The sequence below is a fragment of the Rhodothermales bacterium genome, assembly GCA_040221055.1.
Classification (GTDB): Bacteria; Bacteroidota; Rhodothermia; order Rhodothermales; family UBA10348; genus 1-14-0-65-60-17.
In genome coordinates this window covers 21,145-42,843 of sequence record JAVJVN010000022.1, presented here as the reverse complement: position 1 = coordinate 42,843, position 21,699 = coordinate 21,145, and the positions used below count along the sequence as shown (strand labels likewise).

The 21,699-nt window shown below is 59.5% G+C and carries 17 protein-coding genes and 1 tRNA gene; 3 read left to right on the top strand and 15 right to left on the bottom strand.

Features of this window, described 5'->3' with window-relative positions; genetic code table 11:
• Window positions 1–25: 25 nt before the first annotated feature.
• Genes RIE53_13855 through RIE53_13840 form a run of 4 tightly spaced genes read right to left on the bottom strand, consistent with a single transcriptional unit; the run spans window position 26 to window position 7,173 of the window.
• Complete coding sequence (locus tag RIE53_13855) at window positions 26–1,483, bottom strand: L-serine ammonia-lyase (GenBank protein MEQ9105769.1); 1,458 nt, start codon at window positions 1,481–1,483, stop codon at window positions 26–28.
• Complete coding sequence (locus RIE53_13850) at window positions 1,449–3,158, bottom strand: amidohydrolase (protein MEQ9105768.1); 1,710 nt, start codon at window positions 3,156–3,158, stop codon at window positions 1,449–1,451. The genes RIE53_13855 and RIE53_13850 overlap by 35 nt, the downstream gene beginning before the upstream one ends.
• On the bottom strand, window positions 3,155–4,018 hold the full coding sequence (locus tag RIE53_13845) for a mechanosensitive ion channel family protein (GenBank protein ID MEQ9105767.1): 864 nt from the start codon (window positions 4,016–4,018) through the stop codon (window positions 3,155–3,157). The genes RIE53_13850 and RIE53_13845 overlap by 4 nt, the downstream gene beginning before the upstream one ends.
• A 5-nt stretch (window positions 4,019–4,023) precedes the next feature.
• The gene (locus RIE53_13840; protein ID MEQ9105766.1) at window positions 4,024–7,173 is read right to left on the bottom strand and encodes a protein kinase; all 3,150 of its coding nucleotides are present in this window, start codon (window positions 7,171–7,173) and stop codon (window positions 4,024–4,026) included.
• 52 nt (window positions 7,174–7,225) lie between these two features.
• On the opposite strand from RIE53_13840, the gene RIE53_13835 reads away from it, so the two are divergent.
• From RIE53_13835 to RIE53_13825, 3 genes are all read left to right on the top strand, one after another.
• Complete coding sequence (locus RIE53_13835) at window positions 7,226–9,355, top strand: PAS domain S-box protein (protein ID MEQ9105765.1); 2,130 nt, start codon at window positions 7,226–7,228, stop codon at window positions 9,353–9,355.
• Window positions 9,352–9,987 carry a response regulator transcription factor gene (locus tag RIE53_13830; protein ID MEQ9105764.1) on the top strand — a complete coding sequence of 212 codons (636 nt, stop codon included), beginning with the start codon at window positions 9,352–9,354 and terminating at the stop codon, window positions 9,985–9,987. Before RIE53_13835 ends, RIE53_13830 begins: the two co-directional genes overlap by 4 nt.
• A gap of 120 nt (window positions 9,988–10,107) precedes the next feature.
• A complete protein-coding gene (locus RIE53_13825; protein ID MEQ9105763.1) occupies window positions 10,108–11,379 on the top strand; it encodes a carboxypeptidase-like regulatory domain-containing protein in 1,272 nt (423 codons plus the stop codon).
• 143 nt (window positions 11,380–11,522) lie between these two features.
• On the opposite strand, the gene RIE53_13820 is transcribed toward RIE53_13825, so the two are convergent.
• From RIE53_13820 to RIE53_13770, 11 genes are all read right to left on the bottom strand, one after another.
• Window positions 11,523–11,596, bottom strand: a tRNA-Val gene (locus RIE53_13820).
• 42 nt (window positions 11,597–11,638) lie between these two features.
• On the bottom strand, window positions 11,639–12,274 hold the full coding sequence (locus RIE53_13815; GenBank protein ID MEQ9105762.1) for a hypothetical protein: 636 nt from the start codon (window positions 12,272–12,274) through the stop codon (window positions 11,639–11,641).
• Between the two features lie 92 nt (window positions 12,275–12,366).
• A complete protein-coding gene (locus RIE53_13810; protein ID MEQ9105761.1) occupies window positions 12,367–13,068 on the bottom strand; it encodes a sigma-70 family RNA polymerase sigma factor in 702 nt (233 codons plus the stop codon).
• 30 nt (window positions 13,069–13,098) lie between these two features.
• On the bottom strand, window positions 13,099–14,118 hold the full coding sequence (gene holA, locus RIE53_13805; GenBank protein MEQ9105760.1) for a DNA polymerase III subunit delta: 1,020 nt from the start codon (window positions 14,116–14,118) through the stop codon (window positions 13,099–13,101).
• Window positions 14,118–14,522 carry a hypothetical protein gene (locus RIE53_13800; GenBank protein MEQ9105759.1) on the bottom strand — a complete coding sequence of 135 codons (405 nt, stop codon included), beginning with the start codon at window positions 14,520–14,522 and terminating at the stop codon, window positions 14,118–14,120. Before RIE53_13800 ends, holA begins: the two co-directional genes overlap by 1 nt.
• Window positions 14,519–15,136, bottom strand: coding sequence for an NADH-quinone oxidoreductase subunit I (locus tag RIE53_13795; GenBank protein ID MEQ9105758.1), 618 nt, complete (start codon window positions 15,134–15,136; stop codon window positions 14,519–14,521). The genes RIE53_13800 and RIE53_13795 overlap by 4 nt, the downstream gene beginning before the upstream one ends.
• A gap of 101 nt (window positions 15,137–15,237) precedes the next feature.
• Window positions 15,238–16,671 carry a T9SS type A sorting domain-containing protein gene (locus RIE53_13790; protein MEQ9105757.1) on the bottom strand — a complete coding sequence of 478 codons (1,434 nt, stop codon included), beginning with the start codon at window positions 16,669–16,671 and terminating at the stop codon, window positions 15,238–15,240.
• Between the two features lie 302 nt (window positions 16,672–16,973).
• Window positions 16,974–18,344, bottom strand: a complete 1,371-nt coding sequence (locus RIE53_13785) for a T9SS type A sorting domain-containing protein (protein ID MEQ9105756.1) — start codon at window positions 18,342–18,344, stop codon at window positions 16,974–16,976.
• A 120-nt stretch (window positions 18,345–18,464) separates the two neighbouring features.
• Complete coding sequence (locus tag RIE53_13780; protein MEQ9105755.1) at window positions 18,465–19,391, bottom strand: tail fiber domain-containing protein; 927 nt, start codon at window positions 19,389–19,391, stop codon at window positions 18,465–18,467.
• Between the two features lie 161 nt (window positions 19,392–19,552).
• Window positions 19,553–20,860, bottom strand: coding sequence for a ribosome biogenesis GTPase Der (gene der, locus RIE53_13775; GenBank protein ID MEQ9105754.1), 1,308 nt, complete (start codon window positions 20,858–20,860; stop codon window positions 19,553–19,555).
• Window positions 20,860–21,675, bottom strand: a complete 816-nt coding sequence (locus RIE53_13770) for an EcsC family protein (protein MEQ9105753.1) — start codon at window positions 21,673–21,675, stop codon at window positions 20,860–20,862. The genes der and RIE53_13770 overlap by 1 nt, the downstream gene beginning before the upstream one ends.
• Between the last annotated feature and the right edge of the window lie 24 nt (window positions 21,676–21,699).

Below are 21,699 nucleotides of genomic sequence, written 5' to 3'. Positions count from 1 at the left end.
CTGCGGGCCGGGCTGCAGGCCCTGGTCAACACTCGGGTACGCGCACCGAGATATTGACCGCCAACCCCCCTTCGCTGGTCTCCTTGTACTTGTCGCTCATGTTGCGGGCCGTCTCGTCCATGGTCCGGATGACGTCGTCCAGGCTGACTTTTGCCGTGGCCGGGTCTCCGTTCAGGGCCAGCTCGGCGGCCGTGATCGCCTTCAACGCCCCCATGGAATTGCGCTCAATGCAGGGAATCTGGACCAGCCCGCTCACGGGATCGCACGTCATGCCCAGATGATGCTCCATGGCAATCTCGGCCGCCATGAGGGCCTGGGCCACGGTCCCGCCCTGGGCTTCGGTGAGCGCCGCCGCGGCCATGGCCGAACTCACGCCGACCTCGGCCTGGCACCCTCCCGCTGCAGCCGAAATGGTGGCCCGTTTCTTGAATAACGATCCGATCTCGGCGGCGACCAGGAGGAAATTGTGGATGTCCTCGTCCTCTACATCCTGCTCAACGAAACACACCAGATACATGAGAACGGCCGGGATGACGCCCGCCGCGCCGTTCGTGGGGGCCGTCACGACCCGCCCCAGCGCCGCATTTTCTTCGTTCACCGCAATCGCGAAGCAACTGACCCACTTCAGGACTTCATTGAACCGGAAGGTGCGCCGTTTCAGGACACGCATCCACACATCGGCGTCCGAGCTCGGCGCATCGGGCAGCAATCGGTCATGCAGGTCGGCGGCCCGGCGCCCCACGTTCAGGCCGCCCGGCAACGTGCCTCGCGTGTGGCATCCCCTGAACACACATTCCCGCATGACCTCCCAGATGCCGTGCACCTTCTCGCGCACGGCCGATTCCGGACGCCAGGCACATTCGTTCGCACGGACCATCTGCGCGATGGACAGGCCCTCCCGTTTGCAGTGGGCTTCCAGTTCAGCCGCCGTCGTGGTCGGATACGGCAAGACCACATCACATGCGTCGTCCGGCGCTTCGCCTTCCTTCAGCACGAAGCCTCCCCCGATGGAGTACCAGACGGACTCGTCCAGCGTCCCGCCCACCGATGCGCGCAGCTTCATCCCGTTCGGATGTCCCGGCAGGCGCTCCCATTTCAGGAAAAGGATGTCGGCCACCGGGTCGAACGGAATGGGGTGCCCGGGCACGAGCTCGATCGTACGACGCTCCATCAGGTCGGCCATCATGCCGTCCATGGCGGACACGTCGATCGTTTCGGGGTCGTGGCCCAACAGGGCCAGGCACACGGCCGTGTCCGTGCAGTGTCCGCGCCCTGTCAGCGCAAGGGAGCCATACAGTTGAACCTGAACATGGTCGATTTCCCGAAGGTCCACACGCTGCTCCAGTTCGCCCAGCCAGCGCTGCACGGCCCGCCACGGGCCCAGCGTATGGGAACTGGACGGTCCGACCCCGATTTTCAGCATGTCGAAGACGCTGATGGGTCCCAAATCAGTTGCCCCCGGCGCGGTAGAGCACCTTTCCACCCACAATGGTATGGGTCACGGTCGCGGCCTGCACGTCCTCATCCGGTACGGTCAGGATGTCCCGGTCGAACACCGTGATGTCCGCCAGTTTTCCGACTTCCAGGGAGCCTTTTATCTCTTCCTCGAACGCCGCGAACGCATTGTTCAGCGTGTAGGACTGGAGGGCCTGTTCGCGGGTCAATCGCTCGTCGGCGTAGAAGACGGAGCCGTCGGCCAGGCGGCGGGAACCCGTGGCATAGTAGCTCGCAATCGGGTCAATCGGTTCAACGGGTACGTCGGTTCCGTTGGTCACGACGGCGCCCGATTGCCACAGCGACTGCCACATGTAGGCCCCGCTTTCGGCGCGCTCTTCACCCAAGCGACGAAGGACCCACGGCGCATCGGATGTGGCATGGATAGCCTGCATGGCCGGAATGACACCCAGTTCGGCGAATCGCGGAATATCATCCGGATGCAGATGCTGCGCATGCTCGACGCGCCAGCGCAGATCCTTTCCGGGCGTGTGGCGCGCGAAGACATCCAGGGCCTCCCGGTTGGCCCGGTCGCCTATGGCGTGTACGTTCAACTGGAAACCGGCAGCAGCGGCCATGTCGGCCAGTTCCTCCAGATCCTCGATGGACGACGTGTTCAGACCCGAGCTGCTTGGCAGGTCGGCATAGGGCTCCAGCAACCAGGCCCCGTGGGCGCCGAGCGCACCGTCGATGGTCCGTTTGATGCTGCGTACGGTCAGGAAATCGCTTTCGTACCGGTGGTCGGAAAGATCTTCGCGGAGCGCATCGTTGGATTCGCGGATCATGACATACAAGCGCACCGGGAGCGCACCCTCGTCTGCCAACACCTTCAGGAAGGAAATCGTGCCGAATCCACTGCCCGCATCCTGAAACGAGGTGATGCCATGACGCAGGGCCTCATCGGCGGCCAACCGGGCCTGCTCGCGGGCCTCGGCCACCCGCTCTTCCTGGGTCATGGACGCACGCGCCTCGGCCCGCGCCCGTGAAACCAGGCTTTGCGCGGTTTCACGGAGGAGTCCCGTCGGTTCTCCGCGGACATCCTTCAGGATCTCTCCACCCGGCGGATTGGGTGTTTCCGCGCTCACCCCACCCAGTCGCATGGCCTCCCGGTTCACGAAGGCGGCGTGACCACTGGCATGACCCAGGTAGACCGGATTGTCCGGCGATACGGCGCTCAGGCTCGCATGCACTGGATTGCCCTCCACGGCACCTTCCGGCACTTCATCCCATTTTTCCTGATGCCACCCGCGCCCCACAATCCACTCACCGGGCTCCGCGTCACCTGCGGCATCGCCTACCATCCGGACGATTTCGTCCCAGGTCCTGGCCGTCGTCAGGTCCAGGTTCATCTTTGCTGCGCCCAATCCCATGTAGTGCCCGTGGCCCTCAATGAACCCCGGCGTGGCCAATCGGCCCTCGAGTTCAATGACTTCCGTTTGGGCACCGATGAAGGCTTCCACGTCGGCGTTGGAGCCCACGAACAGGATGGTGTCCGCCTTGACGGCGACGGCTTCGGCATACGGTTGGTCCGGATTCACGGTAGCCACCTTGCCACCGCGCAGGACGAGATCCGCCGTGGAATCGGGGGTGGTCGTCGAGCAGGCGGAAAAAAGCAGGGCGGCTACAACGACCAGGATAGGCTGGCGGAAAAAAACAGACGTCATGGCGTTTCGGATTGGAGGATGGTTACTTCGTGCGCGGAGGACACGTTCGTCGTGAACGTGAATCCATTGTCCCGCAATGTCTTGTGGACGGCAACGAGGACAGCGCTTCGGACGTGGGGCAACGCACGCCCACCGGCGAACGTATCTATCCAGAACGTACCCCTGAGTTCAACCCAGTTGCCGCCGAGTTCGTGGACGAATGCAGCTGGTGGAGGCTCGTGCAGTACATCGTCCACAAATCGAATGGCGTCCAATACGCACTGGCGCGCCTTCTCCGGGTCATCCCCGTAGTCCACGCCGACAATGAACGCCCCTTGCCGGAGTCCGTCACGTGTGTAATTCTGAAGAGCGTTCCGGAAAATGGCTGCACTGGGAATGAATACATCCCGGCCGTCGGCAGTGCGGACATGGACCTCACGGAACCGGATGTCCTTGACGAGCCCGACGAATCCGTTGCTTTCAATGAGGTCGCCCTCATCAAAGGACCGGCTGAAAGAAAGCAAGAGACCGGCCAACAGGTTCTCACCGATTTCCTTGAAGGCAAAGCCGAGAATGATGGCCACGACACCGCCGGTCGCCAGGAGGCTGGCGGCGACACCGGTCAATCCCACGAATTGGAGTGCCAGGACTATCGCCAGGGTGGAAACACCCCAACGGACCACGCGCTCCGGCGCCTTGCTCGGCCGTCGACGACGCTCCCCGTCCACGGCCTGACGAGCGACCCACAGCTTCATGGCACGGCTGGACAGCCGCGCCACTACAAGCCCGACTACGAGGATCACCACGCCACCCAACAGACGCGGTGCCATCGCCACGAGGTTGTCCCACGCTGCAGCTCCCGTGTCCAGTCCGTCCATCATGGGAATCAAGAACCCTCGCGCGCTTTCCGGTCAAGCAGGGTCTGGATGCGCCGCCGCGCCTCGGCCACCTGGGACTGCAGCTCGGGATCGGCCTGACTCCAACGGTCCGCCATCCGCTCATAGGCAGAAATGGCCTCGTCCAGACGGCCCAGCTCTTCATTCACGGATCCAAGGCGGAAGAGGGCAAGGGCTGTCTGGCCCTCGTCAAATTCCAATGCCAAATAGTTCTGACCCGACGTATAGGCTTCCAAACTGGCGGCGGCGGCTTCCAGGTCTCCGGCCTTTTCATGAAGCATGGCCCGGAAGGCTCCTCCACAATCCTGGCATCCCAGTTTCTTCTCGGCCGCTCGGATGTCCTCTACCGCTTGCGCCGCGGGCCGGTTTCCCAGCATACCGTCTGACAACGCACGAAGCATGTCACCAAAAGGAAACATTTCCTCACCGACCTGATCTGCCCGCTGTTGCATGGTGTCCAGCACCGTGAGCGCGCGTTCGTACCGGCCGGTCATGGCGAGCGCCCCCGCCGCCGGAAAGAGACGAAACACATTCGCCCGGTCCCAGCTCGCCCGCGCGTCCAGCGTCATGAGCGAGTCGATGGCGGCGTCCAATTCCCGCGTATTGCCGGTCATAATAGCGGTATCCCAGTGCCCGCGTACACGGATCCCGAGGTCCCGGACAGCGGCTTCCGCAGCGGGCAAGGTCCTCCAATTCGAGCGCTCAAACGCATCCGATTGGGCCCGATAGGCGCTCGCTTCCCGGATCCGGCCCTGCGCCAAAAGCAGATTGTCCATGAAACGAGCATGCTGCCACTGATCACCGGTGGACACAGCCCGATCTTCCATACTGTCCGCCCACGCGTACGCCTGCTCGATGTCATCCTCCGCGAAGGCCAGGTAGACCTGCTCCAAAGCCACGCGGGTCAGTCCGGGAAACGCACGGTCGTAGGCCTCCAGTTCGGTTCTGACCTCATCGAAACGTTGCTGCCCGGCAAGCGCACGGACCAGATTGCTGCGGAACGTCGACCCGTCCCGCACCGTCAACGCCCGCCGGATGAGCTCTTCGGCTTCAGCATGACGGGAGTCGTCGTTGTAAATGATGGACAAATTGTTCAGCGCGGTCTCATCGTACGGGTACCGGCGAAGGACCTCCTCATAGGCTGCTGCCTCCTTGTCGTCATCATCTTCCACGATTGAATAGTAGTACGCCTCCGTAAGCAACCGCTCGCGCATGGGCAGATTCTCGCGAAGCGCATACCCCCGTGATATCCACGCCCGCGTGGAATCCTGCGGTCCTCCCGCGTTGGCATTCAACACGGCCAGTTTCCGGTACGCCATCGCGAAGTCCGGGTCCATGCGGACCACCCGTTGCATCATGTCCCGGGCCTGGGGAAAAGCACCGGTATCGGCCAAGCGTTCGGACTCCGTGTACAGCCTGAGCGCCTCCGTGTTGCTGGTCGTGACCTGCTCCAGGGGCTGGCTGCTGCGGATGGATGTGATGGATTCGCCGATTTCCTCGCGCAGCCGCGCCGAGGCCCGATCTATGGCCCCAAGGACGTCGGCATCGGAATTGGCGTTTTCCCGGAATGCCGCCAGCTGACGACCATCGGACGACGACACGATCCGGGTATTCAGGATGTACCCCGCACCGGCCCGGTTGATATCCCCCTCGATTACCGCCTTGACGCCCTCCCGCTCGGCCAGCACCCTGGCCAGACTGGACGTGAGCACCGTATCCGGATTCACCTGCATACGGATGAGCCCGTCCTGGATGGCGGACCGGTCCATCAGTCGAAAGGCACCCGACTGCGACAGGTCTATCCGGAGCGCTTCCGTCACGGTGGTGCTCAATGAAGGGTCGTCCGTACTGTTGTCAAAATGCGCCACCAGGATGACATCCTGGGCGGTGAGGGCGCCCGAACTGATGAGGGTGGCGAACGGCCCCACGCCTGCCGCACGCAAGCCCAGATAACCGCCTGCCATGAAGCCAAGCGCACCGAGGGCCAGGAGCCCCCCCTGGAAGGCCCGACGCGTGGTCAGCCATGCGCTGAGGCCGGACAGGCGGGCCCGCTCTCCCGAGTTCAACACCGCCCGTTTCCGCTCCAGCGATGCCGCATAGAGCACGATGGGGAGGCCGGCCAGCATGAGCACGACCCCGAGCGGAAGAACCCAGTCCGGCAGACCGAACGCCAGCATGGCCATATAGACCGCCAACAGCCCCACGGTGGCAAAAATGCTGAATTTGATGGCTGCCTGACGCACCGCCCGTTCCGGGTCTGCGCCTGGAACACCCGTACCCACTCCACGTGAAGCCGCCGCCTGGACCGCCGGCCGCTCTACGGTCTGCACGAGCGTCGGGTCGGCAAACGGGGTCAACGCATCGGCCAGCTCCCGCGCCGAGACGAAACGGTCCGATGGGGACTTCGCAAGACAGCGCGTTACGATTTCCTTGAGTTCGGCGGGCACCCGATCGGGCAACGCATCGGGCGCTTCATTCAGGATGGAATAGGTGATCGCCGCTTCGTATCCCCCGGAAAACGGACGCTTCCCGGCGAGCAGTTCGTACAGGATGACCCCCATGGACCAGATGTCCGATTGCGCGGTGATGGTTTCCGCGCGCACCTGCTCGGGGCTCATGTAGGACGCCGTGCCCATGGTCGAGCCGGCCTGCGTCAGATCGGACAGCCCGCTCAACTTCGCCACGCCGAAGTCGAGGACCTTGACCAGCCCCTTCTCGGTCACCATGATGTTGGCGGGCTTGATGTCCCGGTGCACGATACCCGCTTCGTGCGCTGCCGTCAGTCCCTTGGCAACCTGGCGCACCATACCACAGGCCTCTGCAATCGAGGGCGGGTGCTCCTCCAACAGGTATTTGAGCGTCTGGCCGTCGTAGAACGCCATGACGATGAACAACTTCCCGTCATCCGTCTCGGCGATATCGTGGATGGTACAGATATGCGGATCGTCCAGGCTCGACGCTGCGCGCGCTTCCTGCATGAATCGCTCTTTGGCCTTTTCGTCGGAATGGAACGAGACCGGGAGGAACTTCAACGCGACCGTCCGGCCGAGCTTCGTGTCCACCGCTTTGTAGACGACGCCCATGCCTCCGGAGCCCAATTGCTCCTGGATCTGGTATTGGGCGACAGTTTTTCCGATCATGACAGGGGGGTATTGGGTTCATGAAATATATGCGATGCGCACTCCGGATGAAATGAAAACGCAATCGGCGATTTGGGTCTCGGTCGAGACCCCGGAAATGGACGTGGTCCGGCTGCTGCACGATGCGTTCCAACGGGTGGAAATCGCCGAGCCCGGGTCCGTACCGCACCTGTCCGATGCGCATGTGGTGCTCGTTGCCACGGATGATGGAGGCGAGCGGGCATTGACCCTGCTGACGGAGAATCTCCCGCATCGCGCGGTCGCATGGATCCACTCGGATGATCATTTGCCCTCCGTGCGGGCCCGGGGCAACCTGCTTGCGTCCGGATGCCTGGACGTGTTGCCCCTGTCGCATGTCAGCCGGCGTGGTGAACTGCACATGTTGGCGGCCCGGGCCGCCGGCAGCCGGTTCCGGATGGAGCCGTCCGCCCGGTACGAACGGATGATCAACCATTCGCAGGACGTCTTGACCGTATTGGACGTGGAAGGGATCATTCAATTCGAGAGCCCCTCATTGACCACCGTACTGGGTTGGAAGCCGGAGGACCTCATTGGACGGTCCTTCAGCGATCATGTCCATGATGACGACCGCGGCCGCCTGCTGGCCAAACTGTCGGAGTATGGACACCGTGAAGGCGTCCGCGTGACCGTGGAATACCGGTTCCGGCATGCCGACGGATCTTGGCGGATCCTGGAAAGCCGGGCCACGACCGTACGTACGACGTCCGGCGCGATGGAAGTCATTGTGAGTTCCCGGGATGTGACCCACTTCCGGACCGCCATGTCGGAAATCAAGCACCGGGAGGACCAGCTTTCCGAGGCCCAACGCATCGGCCACATCGGGAGTTGGCGATGGGACGTGGGGACGGACCGACTGGATTGGTCAGCGGAGCATTGCCGGATGTACGGATTCGAGCCCGGATCGCCGGTTTCCTATCATCGTTTCCAGGACGCCATTCATGCGGATGACAGGGATGCCGTCCGGAATGCGATTTCGCGCAGCATGGATACCCATGAGCCGCTGGATATGAACCACCGGATTGTGCGTCCGAACGGGGAGGAGCGGATGATCCATCTCCGCGGGGAGGTCGTCCTGGATGAGGGTCGGCACGCCGTAGCCATGTTCGGCACCAGCCACGACGTCACGGAGGCTGAACGCTCGAAGGCCGCGGCGCGGCTCACCCAGAATCGGTTCCGTGAGCTCTTCAAGCTGAGCCCGGACGCCATCCTGCTTGCCGATCGGAACGGCGTCATTTTCGATGCCAATGATGCAGCGACCCGGCTGTTCGGTCCGGGCGCCGGGGACAACCGAACTTCGCTCGCCGGAACACGTCTCCATGGACTTCTTGCACCGGACTTCCGCTCGGAAGGCCCGGATGGGATGGAGCGACGCGCGTTCCCCGAAGGCCGTGTGGATGTCCTCTTGCACGATGGGAGCATGCACCCGGTCACCGCCCACGTGAACGCCATCGCCGAGCCGGACGGGGATATCCAGATCGTCTACCTGCGCGACGAAGGGGAGCGCCTGCGACACGAAGCGTTGCTGCGGAATTTGAGTCGCCACCAGGGCGACCTGCTGGAAGCCGAACGGACCCGGATATCCAGGGAAGTCCACGACGTACTCGGACAGGAATTGACGGCCCTGAAGATCGACGTGGCATGGGTGGTTCGTCATTTCGGGGAAGATGAAGCCCTCGGCCGCCTCGGGGACATCGATGCCCGCCTTTCTTCGACGCTCGAAACGGCCCGTCGCATTGCCCACGAATTGCGGCCGGGCATCCTTGATGATTTTGGACTGGCGGCCGCCATCGATTGGCAGGCGCGCCAGTTCGGCAAGCGGTCCGGGTTGACCGTTCGACTCGGTGCCATGGAAACCCGCGAATTGCCTGACGGATTGACGACGGCCATCTTCCGGATATTCCAGGAGCTGCTGACGAACATTGCCCGGCATGCCCAAGCCGCCGCCATTGACGTCAGCCTGACATGTCCAGGGGAAAACCTGGTCCTGGTCGTGAAGGATGACGGTGTGGGCATCCGGGAGAAGGACGGACGGGCCGGAGAATCGCTGGGACTGTTGGGGATGCGGGAGCGGATTGCCCCATGGAATGGTCGATTGACCGTACATTCAGCCCCCGGCCATGGAACCACCGTGGAAGTCCTCGTACCCGTCATCCACTCATGAACATCCTGATTGCAGACGACCATGCCATCGTCCGGAAAGGACTGGCCCAGATTCTGCTGGAGTCGGACCTGATTGCGCGGATTGCGGAGGCCGGGTCAGGCCAGGAGGTCCTGGACGCCCTCGCCCGGGATCGGTTTGACGTGGTCGTCCTGGACCTGAACATGCCGGAAATGTCGGGCTTCCAGGTACTCGAGCATATCATCTCGGCGTATCCGGATACACCCGTGCTTGTCCTCAGCATGCACGATGAGGAGCAGTACGGCGTGCGCGTGTTGCGGGCGGGCGCGGCGGGATATGTCGCCAAGGGCACGGCTCCGGATACGTTGTTGGATGCGGTGGCCCGGGTAGCGGACGGCCGGCGGTACATTTCGCCGACCCTGGCTGAAAAATTGCTCGACGTACTTGACGACCCGAACGACACCCCGTTGCACGCCTCCCTGTCCGATCGGGAGTTCGATGTGCTTCACGGCATTGTGAACGGTCACTCCCTGACCCGGATCGGAGAGCAACTGAACGTGAGTGTCAAGACGGTGAGCACCTACCGCTCGCGCATCCTGGAGAAACTGCACCTGGATTCCAACGCCGAACTGGTCAAGTACGCCATGCAGCACGACCTCTTCGGGCCGGTGTAGGAATATTCCTACACCAGAACCGGTGCAGTCTGACGCCGGATTCCGACTCTGCCGATAGAGCCACATGCTCCCCGTGCGATAACATGGTCACAACTTGTTGAACAATCCCACGGTGTATCCATGCGTAGAATACTTTTTGCCCCCATCTTGATGGCCGGCCTGCTGTTTGCGGGTTGCGACAGTGATTCCAATCCGGCTGATTCCTCCTCCGAAACCACGGTCATCACGGGCCGGGTCACGGACGAGAATGCCGTCGCCAAACAGGGCGACGTAGAGAATGCCAAGGTTTCGGCCCGTGAAATCGACGACAGCGGTGCTGTCCAGCCTTCCGAAGGTGAAACGACCACCGACGAAAACGGCACCTATACCCTGGAGACCCAGGCCGATGCCGACGTCATGATGGTCGTCGCCACCAAAAACGGTTTTGAAGGACGGACATTGGCGACGGCCAACGGCACTGCCCGGGCGGTCTCGGCCATGAACATCAACGCAGAGACCACCGCCGAGGCTGATGTGTATGTTGCGGCCAAGCAGCAGGACGGTAACAACGAACCCGTCACGCCAGCCGACGTCGCACTGTTCGTGGACAGTCGTGCTGCCGCCGACCTCCAATCCAGCGCGACCACGAACGCCCAGATTGCCGCAGCCATCCGTGCAGCCGTAGAGGCCGAAGGGCGCTGGATGCGTCACCAGGCCAACGAGTCGGACGCGACCCTTGAACTCATGGTGTCGGAAAAGGCCCGTGTATTCGGTGAGCTCCAATCCAGCCTGCATGCGGATGCGACGGCCCAGGCCCGCGCCAATGCCATGGCGGCATTTGAATCGTCCATGGCATCCGTCCATACGGACGCCGGAGTGGACGCTGAAACGAGTGCACATTCGCGTCAGGTAGCCCGGATCACGCTTGAAGCCCTGTCCAGTGGACTCTCCGCCCAGGCTCGGTTTGCCCTGCGTCAGCGGGCTCATCTGCTTGAGGCCGACGCCACAGGAGAAGCCGTCGTATCGGCCTTCCAGGGACACGCAACCGCATCGGCCCGAGCTACGGCCGTGGCCAGTTCTGCTGCTGCCCTGCGCGCATCCCTCCTTTCGGCCCAGTCCGAGGCGGAAATGAACGCCGCCTGGGATGATTTCGCCAGTGATGTGGCCGTCGAAGTCAACGGTGGGTTGAATCTTGGTCTCGACCTCTCGGCCCTCGTCTCCGGTGCACTCGGCAATGCCCGGGCCGCGTTCAACGCTCAGGTTAATTCGTCTTCGAGTGTGGATGCCATCATTGACGCCAAGGCGCAGTTCGAATCGGAAGCCAAGGCCGCGTTGGAGTCCAACTCCTCCATCCAGGCCTCCGGCAACGCCGAATTCACGGCCAATGTCATGACGATCGTGTCGGCCCGATAACCTCTGGAAGGCTGTTGAAGAAGTCGAGGACGAACCTCCTGTCGGCTTCCAGACGCCCAGCCCGCTCGTTTGAACCTCCCTCGGGTACGGTTCTCACCCTCCGGGCCAAAAAAAAATCCACCCCGAAAAGGGTGGATTTTTTGTGGGCCCTACGGGATTCGAACCTGTGACCTCTCGCGTGTGAGGCGAGCGCTCTGAACCGCTGAGCTAAGGGCCCGGACTCGGTGGAGACCGGAAAAAAACTGAAAGGCCGTCTGACCTACCTGGACCCCGAGGCCGAAGCCGAAACCGCGGCCGATGCCGTCTGGAAGCCCGATCGGGCCCGCGACACGGACGGGGTCATGTGGACAGACGAGGAAAGTACGGGCAGGGAGGATATCGGGGCAACCAGTCCGGTGCGGGATTGGTCGATTCTCCATTCAAGCGGAACACCGCCCGACAGTCCAAAATGCGCATCGACCGGCTGAACCATGCTGTCCACGGGCGTTTCCGGCTCTTCCGACGCCACCTGCTCTCCGACCACGACCGGCACGGCATCGTTGGTCAACCCGACCATCATTCCGAAAATCAGTACCAGCCCGACCGCCGAAGTCACCAGCGCAATATTCGCCAACCTGTCCGCAATCACTTTCTCGGACCGATCCTTGCGACCGATTTCGTCAACGACGCGCCGGCGCATTTGACACTGGCTTGACTGCGTATTTCGGAAACCGTACGAGCACAGCATGTCGCGCGTCTGGCAGAGGCACTTGGCTTCCTCGAGCAATTCGGGATTGGCTTCCAGGAACTCCTCGAATGCGGCGCGTACGGCGGGATCCATGGTACCGTCCACGTACTCACACATGAGTTCGTCGAGCGGGTCTTCCAGGAAATCAGGGCTGTATCCTTCGTGCATAGGCCGTGGTACGTGTTCTGATTTCCGTACCACGATATGTGCGCAAGGTTTCGCCCGAGCCTTCAGGCCCGAACGCCAACACCTGTCCCGCCTCAGTCGTCCGACTGCGGCGTGTAGACTTCCTTGAGCAGGCTCTGCAGTTTCGTCCGGCCACGATTGATCCGGCTCTTGACCGTACCCATGGGCAGACCGGTGATGTCGGCAATCTCTTCGTAGGCGAGCTGCTGGACATCCCGAAGCACGACCACTTCCCGGAATTCCTCGGGGATCTGCTTGAGCGCTTCCTGGATGAAGAAATCCTGGATGGTGCTCTCGGCGTGCTTGTCCGGGGAGAACGTCTCGTCCGGGATTTCGACCTCGTATTCCTCGTCGTCGCGGTTCACGGACTGCAGGGAATACAGACGGCGACGCTTGCGCTTGCGGTACTCCGACCGGGCCAGGTTGCCCGCAATCGTGTACAGCCACGTCGAGAACTTTGCAATCCGGCGGTAGGAGTGACGGTTCCGGTACACGCGCAGGAAGGTCTCCTGCAGCAGGTCCTCACACTCCTTCATGTCGCCGAGGAAGCGGTAGATGTAATTCGTCAGCGGATCCTTGTACCGACCGACCAGGATGTCAAAGGCCTCGACCGTTCCCATCTGGAACTGCGACATGAGATCCTCGTCACTCATCTGGCTGAGCGCATCGTAATGCCGATTGTTCGGATTCAGGTTTCCCCCGAGTCCGAAATCGGATGCTTTCACCTTCAGTGTGCGCTTCTTCAACGTCCCAGCCTGTTCAGTCTTTGTACTCATGGTTCTTTGGATGCTGACAAAACGTCCGCGTTACCGGCCGATCATCATTCGGCGCAACATGACGTGGAGGATGGTCCGCTCGTCGCGGGCGCTGCCGCCCTTGAGCTCGAAGTCGGCCGCAAGAAGCGACGAAATCGCGCGATCAAGGCCATTCTGGTCGTATTGCCTCAGGGAACCAAGATAGTCCTTGAGGAAGTAGGGCGAAACCCCGACCGCCCGGGCCATGTCTTTTTCAGCGATTCTTTGCTTCTGCAATCCTGTCAGTTGCCACAGTTTCAGAAAGAACGAAGACAGTACCGCGATTATTCTCGCGCACTCTCCCCTTGTATTGGAAGACTGCTGCAACAATCGTTCCGATATGCGGAGTGCGTCAGAATAGCAGGCCTCGCCCACAACCCGTTGCAATTCGAAGACATTGAACTCGCGGGTCTGACCGGTAGCCTGGACAACATCATCGGCCGTAAGGACTTCCCGGTCTCCCGCGTACACCGACAACTTGTCCAGTTCGGCGGCGGCCGTCGACAGCGAGGTCCCCACCGAATCCGCCAGCATCTGTACCGCCTTGGGGTCCATGCGATACCCCTTTTCGCGGGCCAGCACCTCTATCCAGCGAGGTACCTCGTTGGGCCACAGGGCGTTGAAGGCTTCCACCCGGGCAGCATCCTTGAGCGCCCTGTACGGATGCCGGGACATGTTCGGCTTTCCGGAACAGACCAGGACCACGATGGCCGCCGGATTCGGACGTTCGGCGAGCACCTTGAAGACCGTGTTGTCCTTCATCTGGTCGAAGTCCCGGATGACCACCAGACGCCGCTCCGCCATCATGGGATACGCCTGACAGGCTGACAGCGCCTGCTGCGCATCGACTTCAGCGCCGTACAGCAGGTCGAAATTGAAATCCCGTTCGTGGGGCGGAATGGCCGCGTCAATGATGGCGCGCTGGAGCGTATCGATGAACCAGCGCTCTTCCCCGTGGAACAGGTACAGATTCTCGAACCGACCGGCCTTGACCGCGGTCATCAATTCCTTCCACGCGTTGCCTTTGGCCACTATGACCTCATTTCGAAGAATTGCTCGGCCACATCCCGCAGCCGCTCGGCATCCCGGATGGCCAGTTGGTGAAGATACGATGCCCGCGCCTCGTCCCATTCGTCCGCGCTGCTGAGCACCTGGACCAGCGCTTCCCTGTGCGCCACGATCGCCTCCACAATGGCAACGGTCGATGCGTCGTCCTCCGGCGTGTCGGTCGGCAGCACGGCCCCCATGTGCGGCAAATGCTCTTCGCGTTCCAGGCGGAGCATGTCGGCGTATCGATCCCGGATGGAGCCCTGGCCGCCGAACGGGGCGAGCGTGAACCGGTCCTCCGGAAGCCGCTCCAGGTGGGGGAGTTGCGCGGTCAGTTCATCGATCAAATACGCCACCTGGTCCAGGATGGTGTCCCGGTCCGTCCTCACGACGCGTGCATGTCTGCGGCCAACGCACCCAGGAAGGGGCTGTCACGGAGCGAATGCCGGTTGTTGTCCTTGCGGTAGGACCAATCCGACCCGTACTGTGGATTCCGCTGGCGATCCAGGTAGTCCAGGCGATCGGCCAGGCGCTCCTTGGGGACCAGCAGGCGGTCGAGCCCGAAAATGGCCTCATCCCGGTGCTGGAACGTGAGGTCGTATTCCTTGGACATCACAATGGCTTCTTCCGGACACACTTCCTCGCAGAATCCGCAATAGATGCAGCGCAGCATGTTGATTTCGAACCACGCCGGTTCGCGTTCCTTCGGGCCGTCAATCTCACCGGATTGCATGGAAATGGCCATCGGCGGGCAGGCGCGGGCACACAGGTTGCAGGACACGCAACGCGGCTTGCCCTCCTCTTCCACCAGCACCGGTCGGCCGCGATAGCTGTCCGGCGGATACCACTGCTCTTCCGGGTACTGGAAGGTGTACATGGGCTCCTGGTAGATCTTCCGGAAGGAGTATCCCAGCCCCTTGAACACCTCGGGGAGATACAGCTTCTCCCAGAAATTCAGTTTCCGTTCGTTCGGAGTGGATGTGTTTTTGTAGGTACCAGCCATATCACGTGTGTGAAGTGTGTCAGTCGCCCAAGATAACACGAGGCGGCGTCAGATTCCTCCCTTCCCGCGACCTTCAAACGGTATTGATGAGAGGCTGAACACTACATAACGACGATGCTGCGCGCGAAGCTCTTGCCGATGATACTGAAGCGCATATAATAGACGCCCGGCGTCAGCTCGGATGCATCAAATGACCGTGTGTACGTACCCACCTCAAAGAAGCCATCAGCCACAGATCCGACCTGTCTCCCAAGTACGTCGAATACGCTGATTTCAATGTCTGCCGAAGTCGGGATGGAAAAGGAAACGGAGGTTGAGCTGCGAAATGGGTTGGGAAAAATACCTAACGACAACGAAAGCGACGGTTCAGTAGGTGTCGATTTTGGAATAGACCTGGGAGAAGTCAGTATTGGGGCAATACTGCGTATGTAAGCAACTTCATCGCGAAGTTTCCGAACAGAATCCCAGTTGTTTTGCCCTTGCGCCCATACAATCGCGATGGTGACGACGTGGATATCATTCGGCTGGAGCGAGACGGGGCCGACGCTACCCAACATTACCGGGTATTCACGGCGAGCCTGGTGTCCATTACCGTCTGTATTCATCATGGACCAGAAGCTTCCGTTTATCGGGTCTCCCGGATACATGAAGGATACCGATGGACCATCAACGGGATGTAGATACCCCCCGTCTCCACCCTCACGCATATCGTATGGGAGAGTCGATAAATGTCGAAGTATTGGCCACTGCCCATTCAGCCAAGTATACATATCGTCAGCACTTCGCACTGCCGTGCCAATCTGAGGATAGATCGGGATAGTAGATGTGAACTCGGGTGCCAGAACGCGCCTTTCGTATCCAGCACCAGATGAACGCTTCAGCTCGTTTTCTAGAACGAAGACACCTATTGCGGGTGGCTGAGAGCCATACGCGATATCATCCGCATCGCTGTTGTAGATGTACATGAGGCTCAATGTCGTGTCCGTGCCCATGTAATTGTCGGGATCACTGGCGCGATCATCAATACCGTCTATCTTCCAACCGACGAACATGCTGTCTATGGGTACACTGTTCCTGTTTTTGATTTCGTATCGATAGAAAGTTGTATTCCCAACCGTACCGGGCACGCCGAAGGCATATGCCATGGTTCTGACCTCAACGCCAACTGGCCTCCCTCTGGTATTCAGATGTGAATTACCCCGGTCGTTCATGAGCCACCACAACATCTCGTCTCCGAAGACCAGCGGTCTGTCTCCATCGCGTGGCTGATATTCATCAACCTTGTTCACGTTTTCGTACTTAGCACCCAAATGTGTGGGCCAGGTCAGTACCGCGTTGGACGGGTGCAATTGTCCGATGATATCATCGTTGTAAACGATGCGGTATAGTCGGTCATACTCGTTGCAATTAGAAGGTGGATTTTCGTCATCAAGAATCGGACCCGGCCAAAATTCGGCATATGCCGTCTGAACAGCTCGTTCCGCCCCTGATGCACTTTTCTGGTCGTCGACTATCCCCCCTATCCACAGATTCAATCCTCCCAGTGAGTGAAGCCCTGAGCCACGCGGCACCTCATAACCAAGCGTGTCTCGGCTCGCGAACAGCTCTCCATTGTTCGTTATCAGCGCTCGGACATTACCGACGGACAAATGATCCGCGCCAAGTGCCGGGAGGCACTCACCCGTTTCATCTCTGACGTCTTGTGCTTCAGCATCAGACCAAATGCCAACGAATAGAACGAGACAGACAGACGTAAATTGGCAGCAGGTCACATTTTCCCCAGCAAAGGCGCAGTCTAATTTTACACTGGCGCCATATCGTTGTCATGTGACGAAAGTCACGGTATTACGGTAAACATGGTTGTACTGGCGCGGTCATTTGCCACAAATCTGACTATGTACACGCCACTCGACGAACGGTTAACCAGAACATCGTTCAGATTCCACGTTACACTATGTCCTCCTTCAGACTGAACAAGGTTACGTGCCAAGACCGAGATCTCTCTACCCAATATGTCATATACGACCATCGATACGGGACCTTCATCCAGAATGGTATATCCAATACGAACAGATCCTCGGGTTGGATTCGGATACACGGACAGAAGTCCAGGTTCAACAACTTGCGTAGCGTCTTCTGTATGTATCTGTGCGTCTGGCATGTTGTTATAACCACGCTTAGACAAAGATGTCGAACCACCGTCTGAATACGTTCTGAAACTACTGCCTAGTTTTGCATGAAAGCCACTTGAAAGTGTGATCGCATCATTCTTGACGATGAACTTCACATGGGCTCCACTTTCGATGACGAATTTAGTGTCATTGGTCACAATGCTGGCTTCGCCCACATACGACGTAGAGTGACCAATTGTAGTTCGCGGAGTCATTGGGTTATCCTCATCCACAATCGTAAACCGTACATACGGCACGTTGGGCTGCCATGCTGAGATGTAATTTATCTTTGGAGGGCCCACATCGTCGTGGGTGTTGATGTACCCAACGAACTCGTACGAACCACTCACAAGACCAACAGACTCATAATCTACAACACCCGAAGGGCCGACAATCCAACTCCCCGTTCCATAACCACTTTCAATAGTATGAATTACAGGGTCTGTTCGAGGCGTGTTTGTGCCTTGTGTCAGCGTTCCATCCAAGGGGTCGTTAACTGGCGGATCAAAAGGAATCTCAAGATCGTAATGCAGTGTGCCATTCCATGAAGAATTGATTCCCGCATAATACTTGCCTGCGATATACGAATTCGCACCGTTGAATTGCAAACTGTCAATTCCCGTCGTATTGTTCGCATAATCTTCGCCAAATGTGTCGTCGCCGAATATATACAGTCCGAAATAGTAGGCATGCTTCAGAAAACTATCCCAATACGAATGTGAACTGTCAAAATTTGGCCACGTATTTCTGAACGATTGTTCATCAAGAGTAAACCATGTATAATTGTTCTCGAAATTTCCGTTGTAGATGTCAAAATACAGCCAATTGTAGATGTTAGCTGCCGGATCTGATGAGTTCCCATATGGTTCTGCCCACCATTCATCAAAGGTTTGCTCGGCATAGTCCATTTCTGCAGTAATCAGAAGGTTTCCATCTGAGTCAAGAGAGACGACAGCACTCTGAGCTAAAACATCAAGTGTTATTAAAACGACTGAGAAACCTAACAGGATAATAAATTTTGTTAAAAACTCTTTCATATGGTATCCTCTCGTATCGACATTCTTTCATGAAGAGTGTATTCCGGGTTTGACTGCTTAGTCGAAAGTTCTTTCAATCTCATCATGCTGCAAATTCACGACCCAAGTGAATTGACTCAGTTATTTATTGTCTGATTCTGAATCAGGCAGCTCAATACCCGCGCCACGAACGGCCGTCTGAAGAGCTTCGATCTGAGCCTGTTGATCCTGGACAATAGCGACTAGAATCGGGATCAGTTCGATGTAATTTATTCCCAGAGTTTCAGTCAAGCTCGGCTCCAACGCGTCCTCATCGGGAGGAAGGACGGTCAACGTCTCGTTGGTAACCAGTTCTGGCAAATAAACCTGCATCTCTTGAGCAACGAAGCCATAGCGAATCCCGGATGAAAGTGATGCCTCGGGGAGCCCTGAGGCTGTCAATTCCGCAGATGTGGCGAACCTGTATCTGGCCGGATTGCTACTCAGGAGGCCAGACTTGATGTTGTCGGGAATTCCTGATATATCTCTCTTGAATCTCCCATCGGACATTTGAGTCAGCGTACCGGTCGTGTACATGTTGCCGTACGAATACACGCCATAATCACTCGCTCCCGGAGAAGTTACACCGCCATATATCCCGTAGCGAGTTGTACCAGACAGAGCCCACCCATACGCACCAATAGCAGAGCCTGACCCCGCGATACCGTAGGAACCATAATTGTGCGTCGCTCCGGTGGCCTTTCCTGCTGATCCATAATTCTTGGTCGCAGACGTTGACGCCTCTCCATACACTCCATACTGATATGTACCGCCGGTTGAAATGCTTGAATACAAGCCGTACGTATCAGCTCCGGAACTTCCGGTTGAAAAGATGGAAATGCCGCCAGCCAAACTCGTGCTCAGTTTCAGCTGCGTGTTTGAGACAGGAGTCGCGGATCCAACGCCTATTCTCCCTGCACTGTCCAATTCAATCTGCGCTCCCGCAGGACGCGATATCCCGAGGAGGATGGCAACAAAGAGAATCAGGGGGGGGATAGCACAGGTTCTGAGAAGGTGAGCAAACTTCATGGTGCCAGACGGGGCTTGGTGTAACCTGGGTACATCACAGCAATGCCCCTCCTTTCAGCATACGCGACGCTGCGCTGCCATTCCAGTGCACAAATTCGTGCCCGTGAAACCGGACTTCACACCGGCAGCGCATTCTCGATTGGCGACCTGCGGCGGACAGTTCAGCTCTTTTCCTTGAACGTCAGGGTCAGCGGGACGCCCTGGAAGTCGAAGGCTTCGCGGAGCTGGTTCTCCAGGTAGCGCCGGTAGGACTCCTTCACACCCTTCGGGTAGTTGCAGAAGAAGTTGAAGACCGGCGGATCGGCGCGGACCTGCGTGGCGAACTTGATCTTGACGTGGTGCCCGCGGTACGTGGGCGGATGCACCCGCTGGATGGCCGGCAGGATGACGTCGTTCAGCTCGCTCGTCGTCACGCGCTTGCCGCGGCGGTCAATGACGGCCAGGGCCTCGTCGAGCACCTTGTAAATGCGTTGCTTGGTGACGGCGGAGATCGTGAAAATGGGGATGTACTCGAGCGTCTTCAGCCGGGCACGAATGAGCCGTTCGTAATCCCGCACGGAATTGGTCTCCTTCTCGGCGTACAGGTCCCACTTGTTGATGCCGATCACGAGGCCTTTTTTCATGCGCTCGGCGCTCGTCAAGACGCGGATGTCCTGGGCTTCGAGGCCTTCACTGGCATCAATGAGCAACACGGCGACGTCGCAGGTCTCAATGGCCCGCTCCGTCCGAAGCCAGGAGTAGAACTCCACGTTCTCCTTTATGCGTGCTTTCCGGCGCAGACCTGCGGTATCCACGAGGACGATGTCCCGACCCTTGTAGACGAGCGCGGTATCTATGGAGTCACGCGTGGTGCCGCTGATCTCGGTCACGATGGACCGGTCCGTGCCTAACAGGGCATTCGTCAGCGAGGACTTGCCCACGTTCGGGCGGCCGATGATGGCAATCCGGGGACGTGCATCGGGCTCAGGCTCGGGCTCCGGGGGCAAGAGCTCCAGGACGCGGTCCAGCATGTCTCCGGTGCCCATCCCGTTGATGGACGACAGCGCATACATCTCTTCGAATCCCAGCGTATAGAACGCGTTCGCATCCCACCGGCGCTCATCGTTGTCCGCCTTGTTGGGAACCAGCAGGACGGGCCGATTGCTGCGCCTGAGGAGCTTGGCCATCTCATCATCCAGATCCGTGATGCCTACCGTGACATCCACGACGAACAGGATGAGGTCGGCCTCCTCGATGGCGAGCAGCACCTGCTCCCGTATGGCAGCCTCGAAGCGATCCTCGGACTGCGGCACGAATCCTCCCGTATCGACCACGGAAAACGTGCGGCCACCCCATTCCACATGACCATATACGCGGTCACGTGTAACGCCGGGCTGATCGTCCACAATACTGCGACGATCCTCGGTGAGGCGGTTGAAAAGCGTGGACTTGCCCACATTCGGGCGACCCACGATGGCGACGAGGGACATCAGGAGCGTTCTTTTCGCTCAAGGTACAACGCCCGGAACAACATATAGGCCGTTTCGGCGGTCTCGGTTGTGAACCAATAGTTGATTCCGGCGCCGACAGCCGCTCCGGCAATGGGAATGGCTTGCGCGAGCTTCCGGCCCACGATGTTCTTGGCAATTTCGCGGGGCAGATGCCGGTTCTGGTCCCGGAACGTGCCGCTGACGCGGCCCTTGTACCCCAGCTCACCGGCAAACGCAGCCGCGGCCACCGTGATTTCGCGGAGCGCTTCGTTCTTGGCTTCGCGTCCCGATGAGGCAGCGACGTTGAAGATGGAGAGCACAATGGCCCGGTATTCGGGGCCTTTCACCGGAAACCCGTACGCTGCACCGATCTGCTGGATGAGCCGCAGGTTGATGGTGAAGAGGAGCGGGATGTCGGCGGCAATCAGGAACGCGCCGCCCAGGCCGGTGCCACCTCCTTCAACCGCCGCCAGGATGGCGTTTTCCGAGACGTATGCCTTGGCGAGTTTGTCCAGGGTTTCGAGCGGACGATCCCTCAGATCCCGGACCTGTTCCACCTCCAGACCGGCATTGCGCGCGGCGGCCAGGACTTCATCGGGGTCGTACGTCCATGCGGAGGCATCGCTCAGCATGGACAGGAAATCACTGATGGAGCGATCGGCCTGATCCACCATGTCGGCCGGAACGGCCCGGCGGACCACCCAATCCATGGGCTGCATGGCCCAATTCATGGCCTGGGCAATCAGGGATGCATCCCCGTGTTGCCATTCCTCGATTTCGCGTTGGGCCTTTCGTTCGTATTCAGTCAGTCGCATGGCGCAATATACCGTTGAAGCACC

Excerpts from the sequence above, each read along its gene's own strand:
- RIE53_13850 (MEQ9105768.1), bottom strand. The coding sequence starts at position 3,158 with ATGACGTCTGTTTTTTTCCGCCAGCCTATCCTGGTCGTTGTAGCCGCC.
- RIE53_13835 (MEQ9105765.1), top strand. The coding sequence starts at position 7,226 with ATGAAAACGCAATCGGCGATTTGGGTCTCGGTCGAGACCCCGGAAATG.
- der (MEQ9105754.1), bottom strand. The coding sequence starts at position 20,860 with ATGTCCCTCGTCGCCATCGTGGGTCGCCCGAATGTGGGCAAGTCCACG.
- RIE53_13815 (MEQ9105762.1), bottom strand. The coding sequence starts at position 12,274 with ATGCACGAAGGATACAGCCCTGATTTCCTGGAAGACCCGCTCGACGAA.
- RIE53_13845 (MEQ9105767.1), bottom strand. The coding sequence starts at position 4,018 with ATGATGGACGGACTGGACACGGGAGCTGCAGCGTGGGACAACCTCGTG.
- RIE53_13770 (MEQ9105753.1), bottom strand. The coding sequence starts at position 21,675 with ATGCGACTGACTGAATACGAACGAAAGGCCCAACGCGAAATCGAGGAA.
- RIE53_13795 (MEQ9105758.1), bottom strand. The coding sequence starts at position 15,136 with ATGGCTGGTACCTACAAAAACACATCCACTCCGAACGAACGGAAACTG.
- RIE53_13810 (MEQ9105761.1), bottom strand. The coding sequence starts at position 13,068 with ATGAGTACAAAGACTGAACAGGCTGGGACGTTGAAGAAGCGCACACTG.
- RIE53_13780 (MEQ9105755.1), bottom strand. The coding sequence starts at position 19,391 with ATGAAGTTTGCTCACCTTCTCAGAACCTGTGCTATCCCCCCCCTGATT.
- RIE53_13840 (MEQ9105766.1), bottom strand. The coding sequence starts at position 7,173 with ATGATCGGAAAAACTGTCGCCCAATACCAGATCCAGGAGCAATTGGGC.
- RIE53_13830 (MEQ9105764.1), top strand. The coding sequence starts at position 9,352 with ATGAACATCCTGATTGCAGACGACCATGCCATCGTCCGGAAAGGACTG.
- RIE53_13825 (MEQ9105763.1), top strand. The coding sequence starts at position 10,108 with ATGCGTAGAATACTTTTTGCCCCCATCTTGATGGCCGGCCTGCTGTTT.
- RIE53_13785 (MEQ9105756.1), bottom strand. The coding sequence starts at position 18,344 with ATGAAAGAGTTTTTAACAAAATTTATTATCCTGTTAGGTTTCTCAGTC.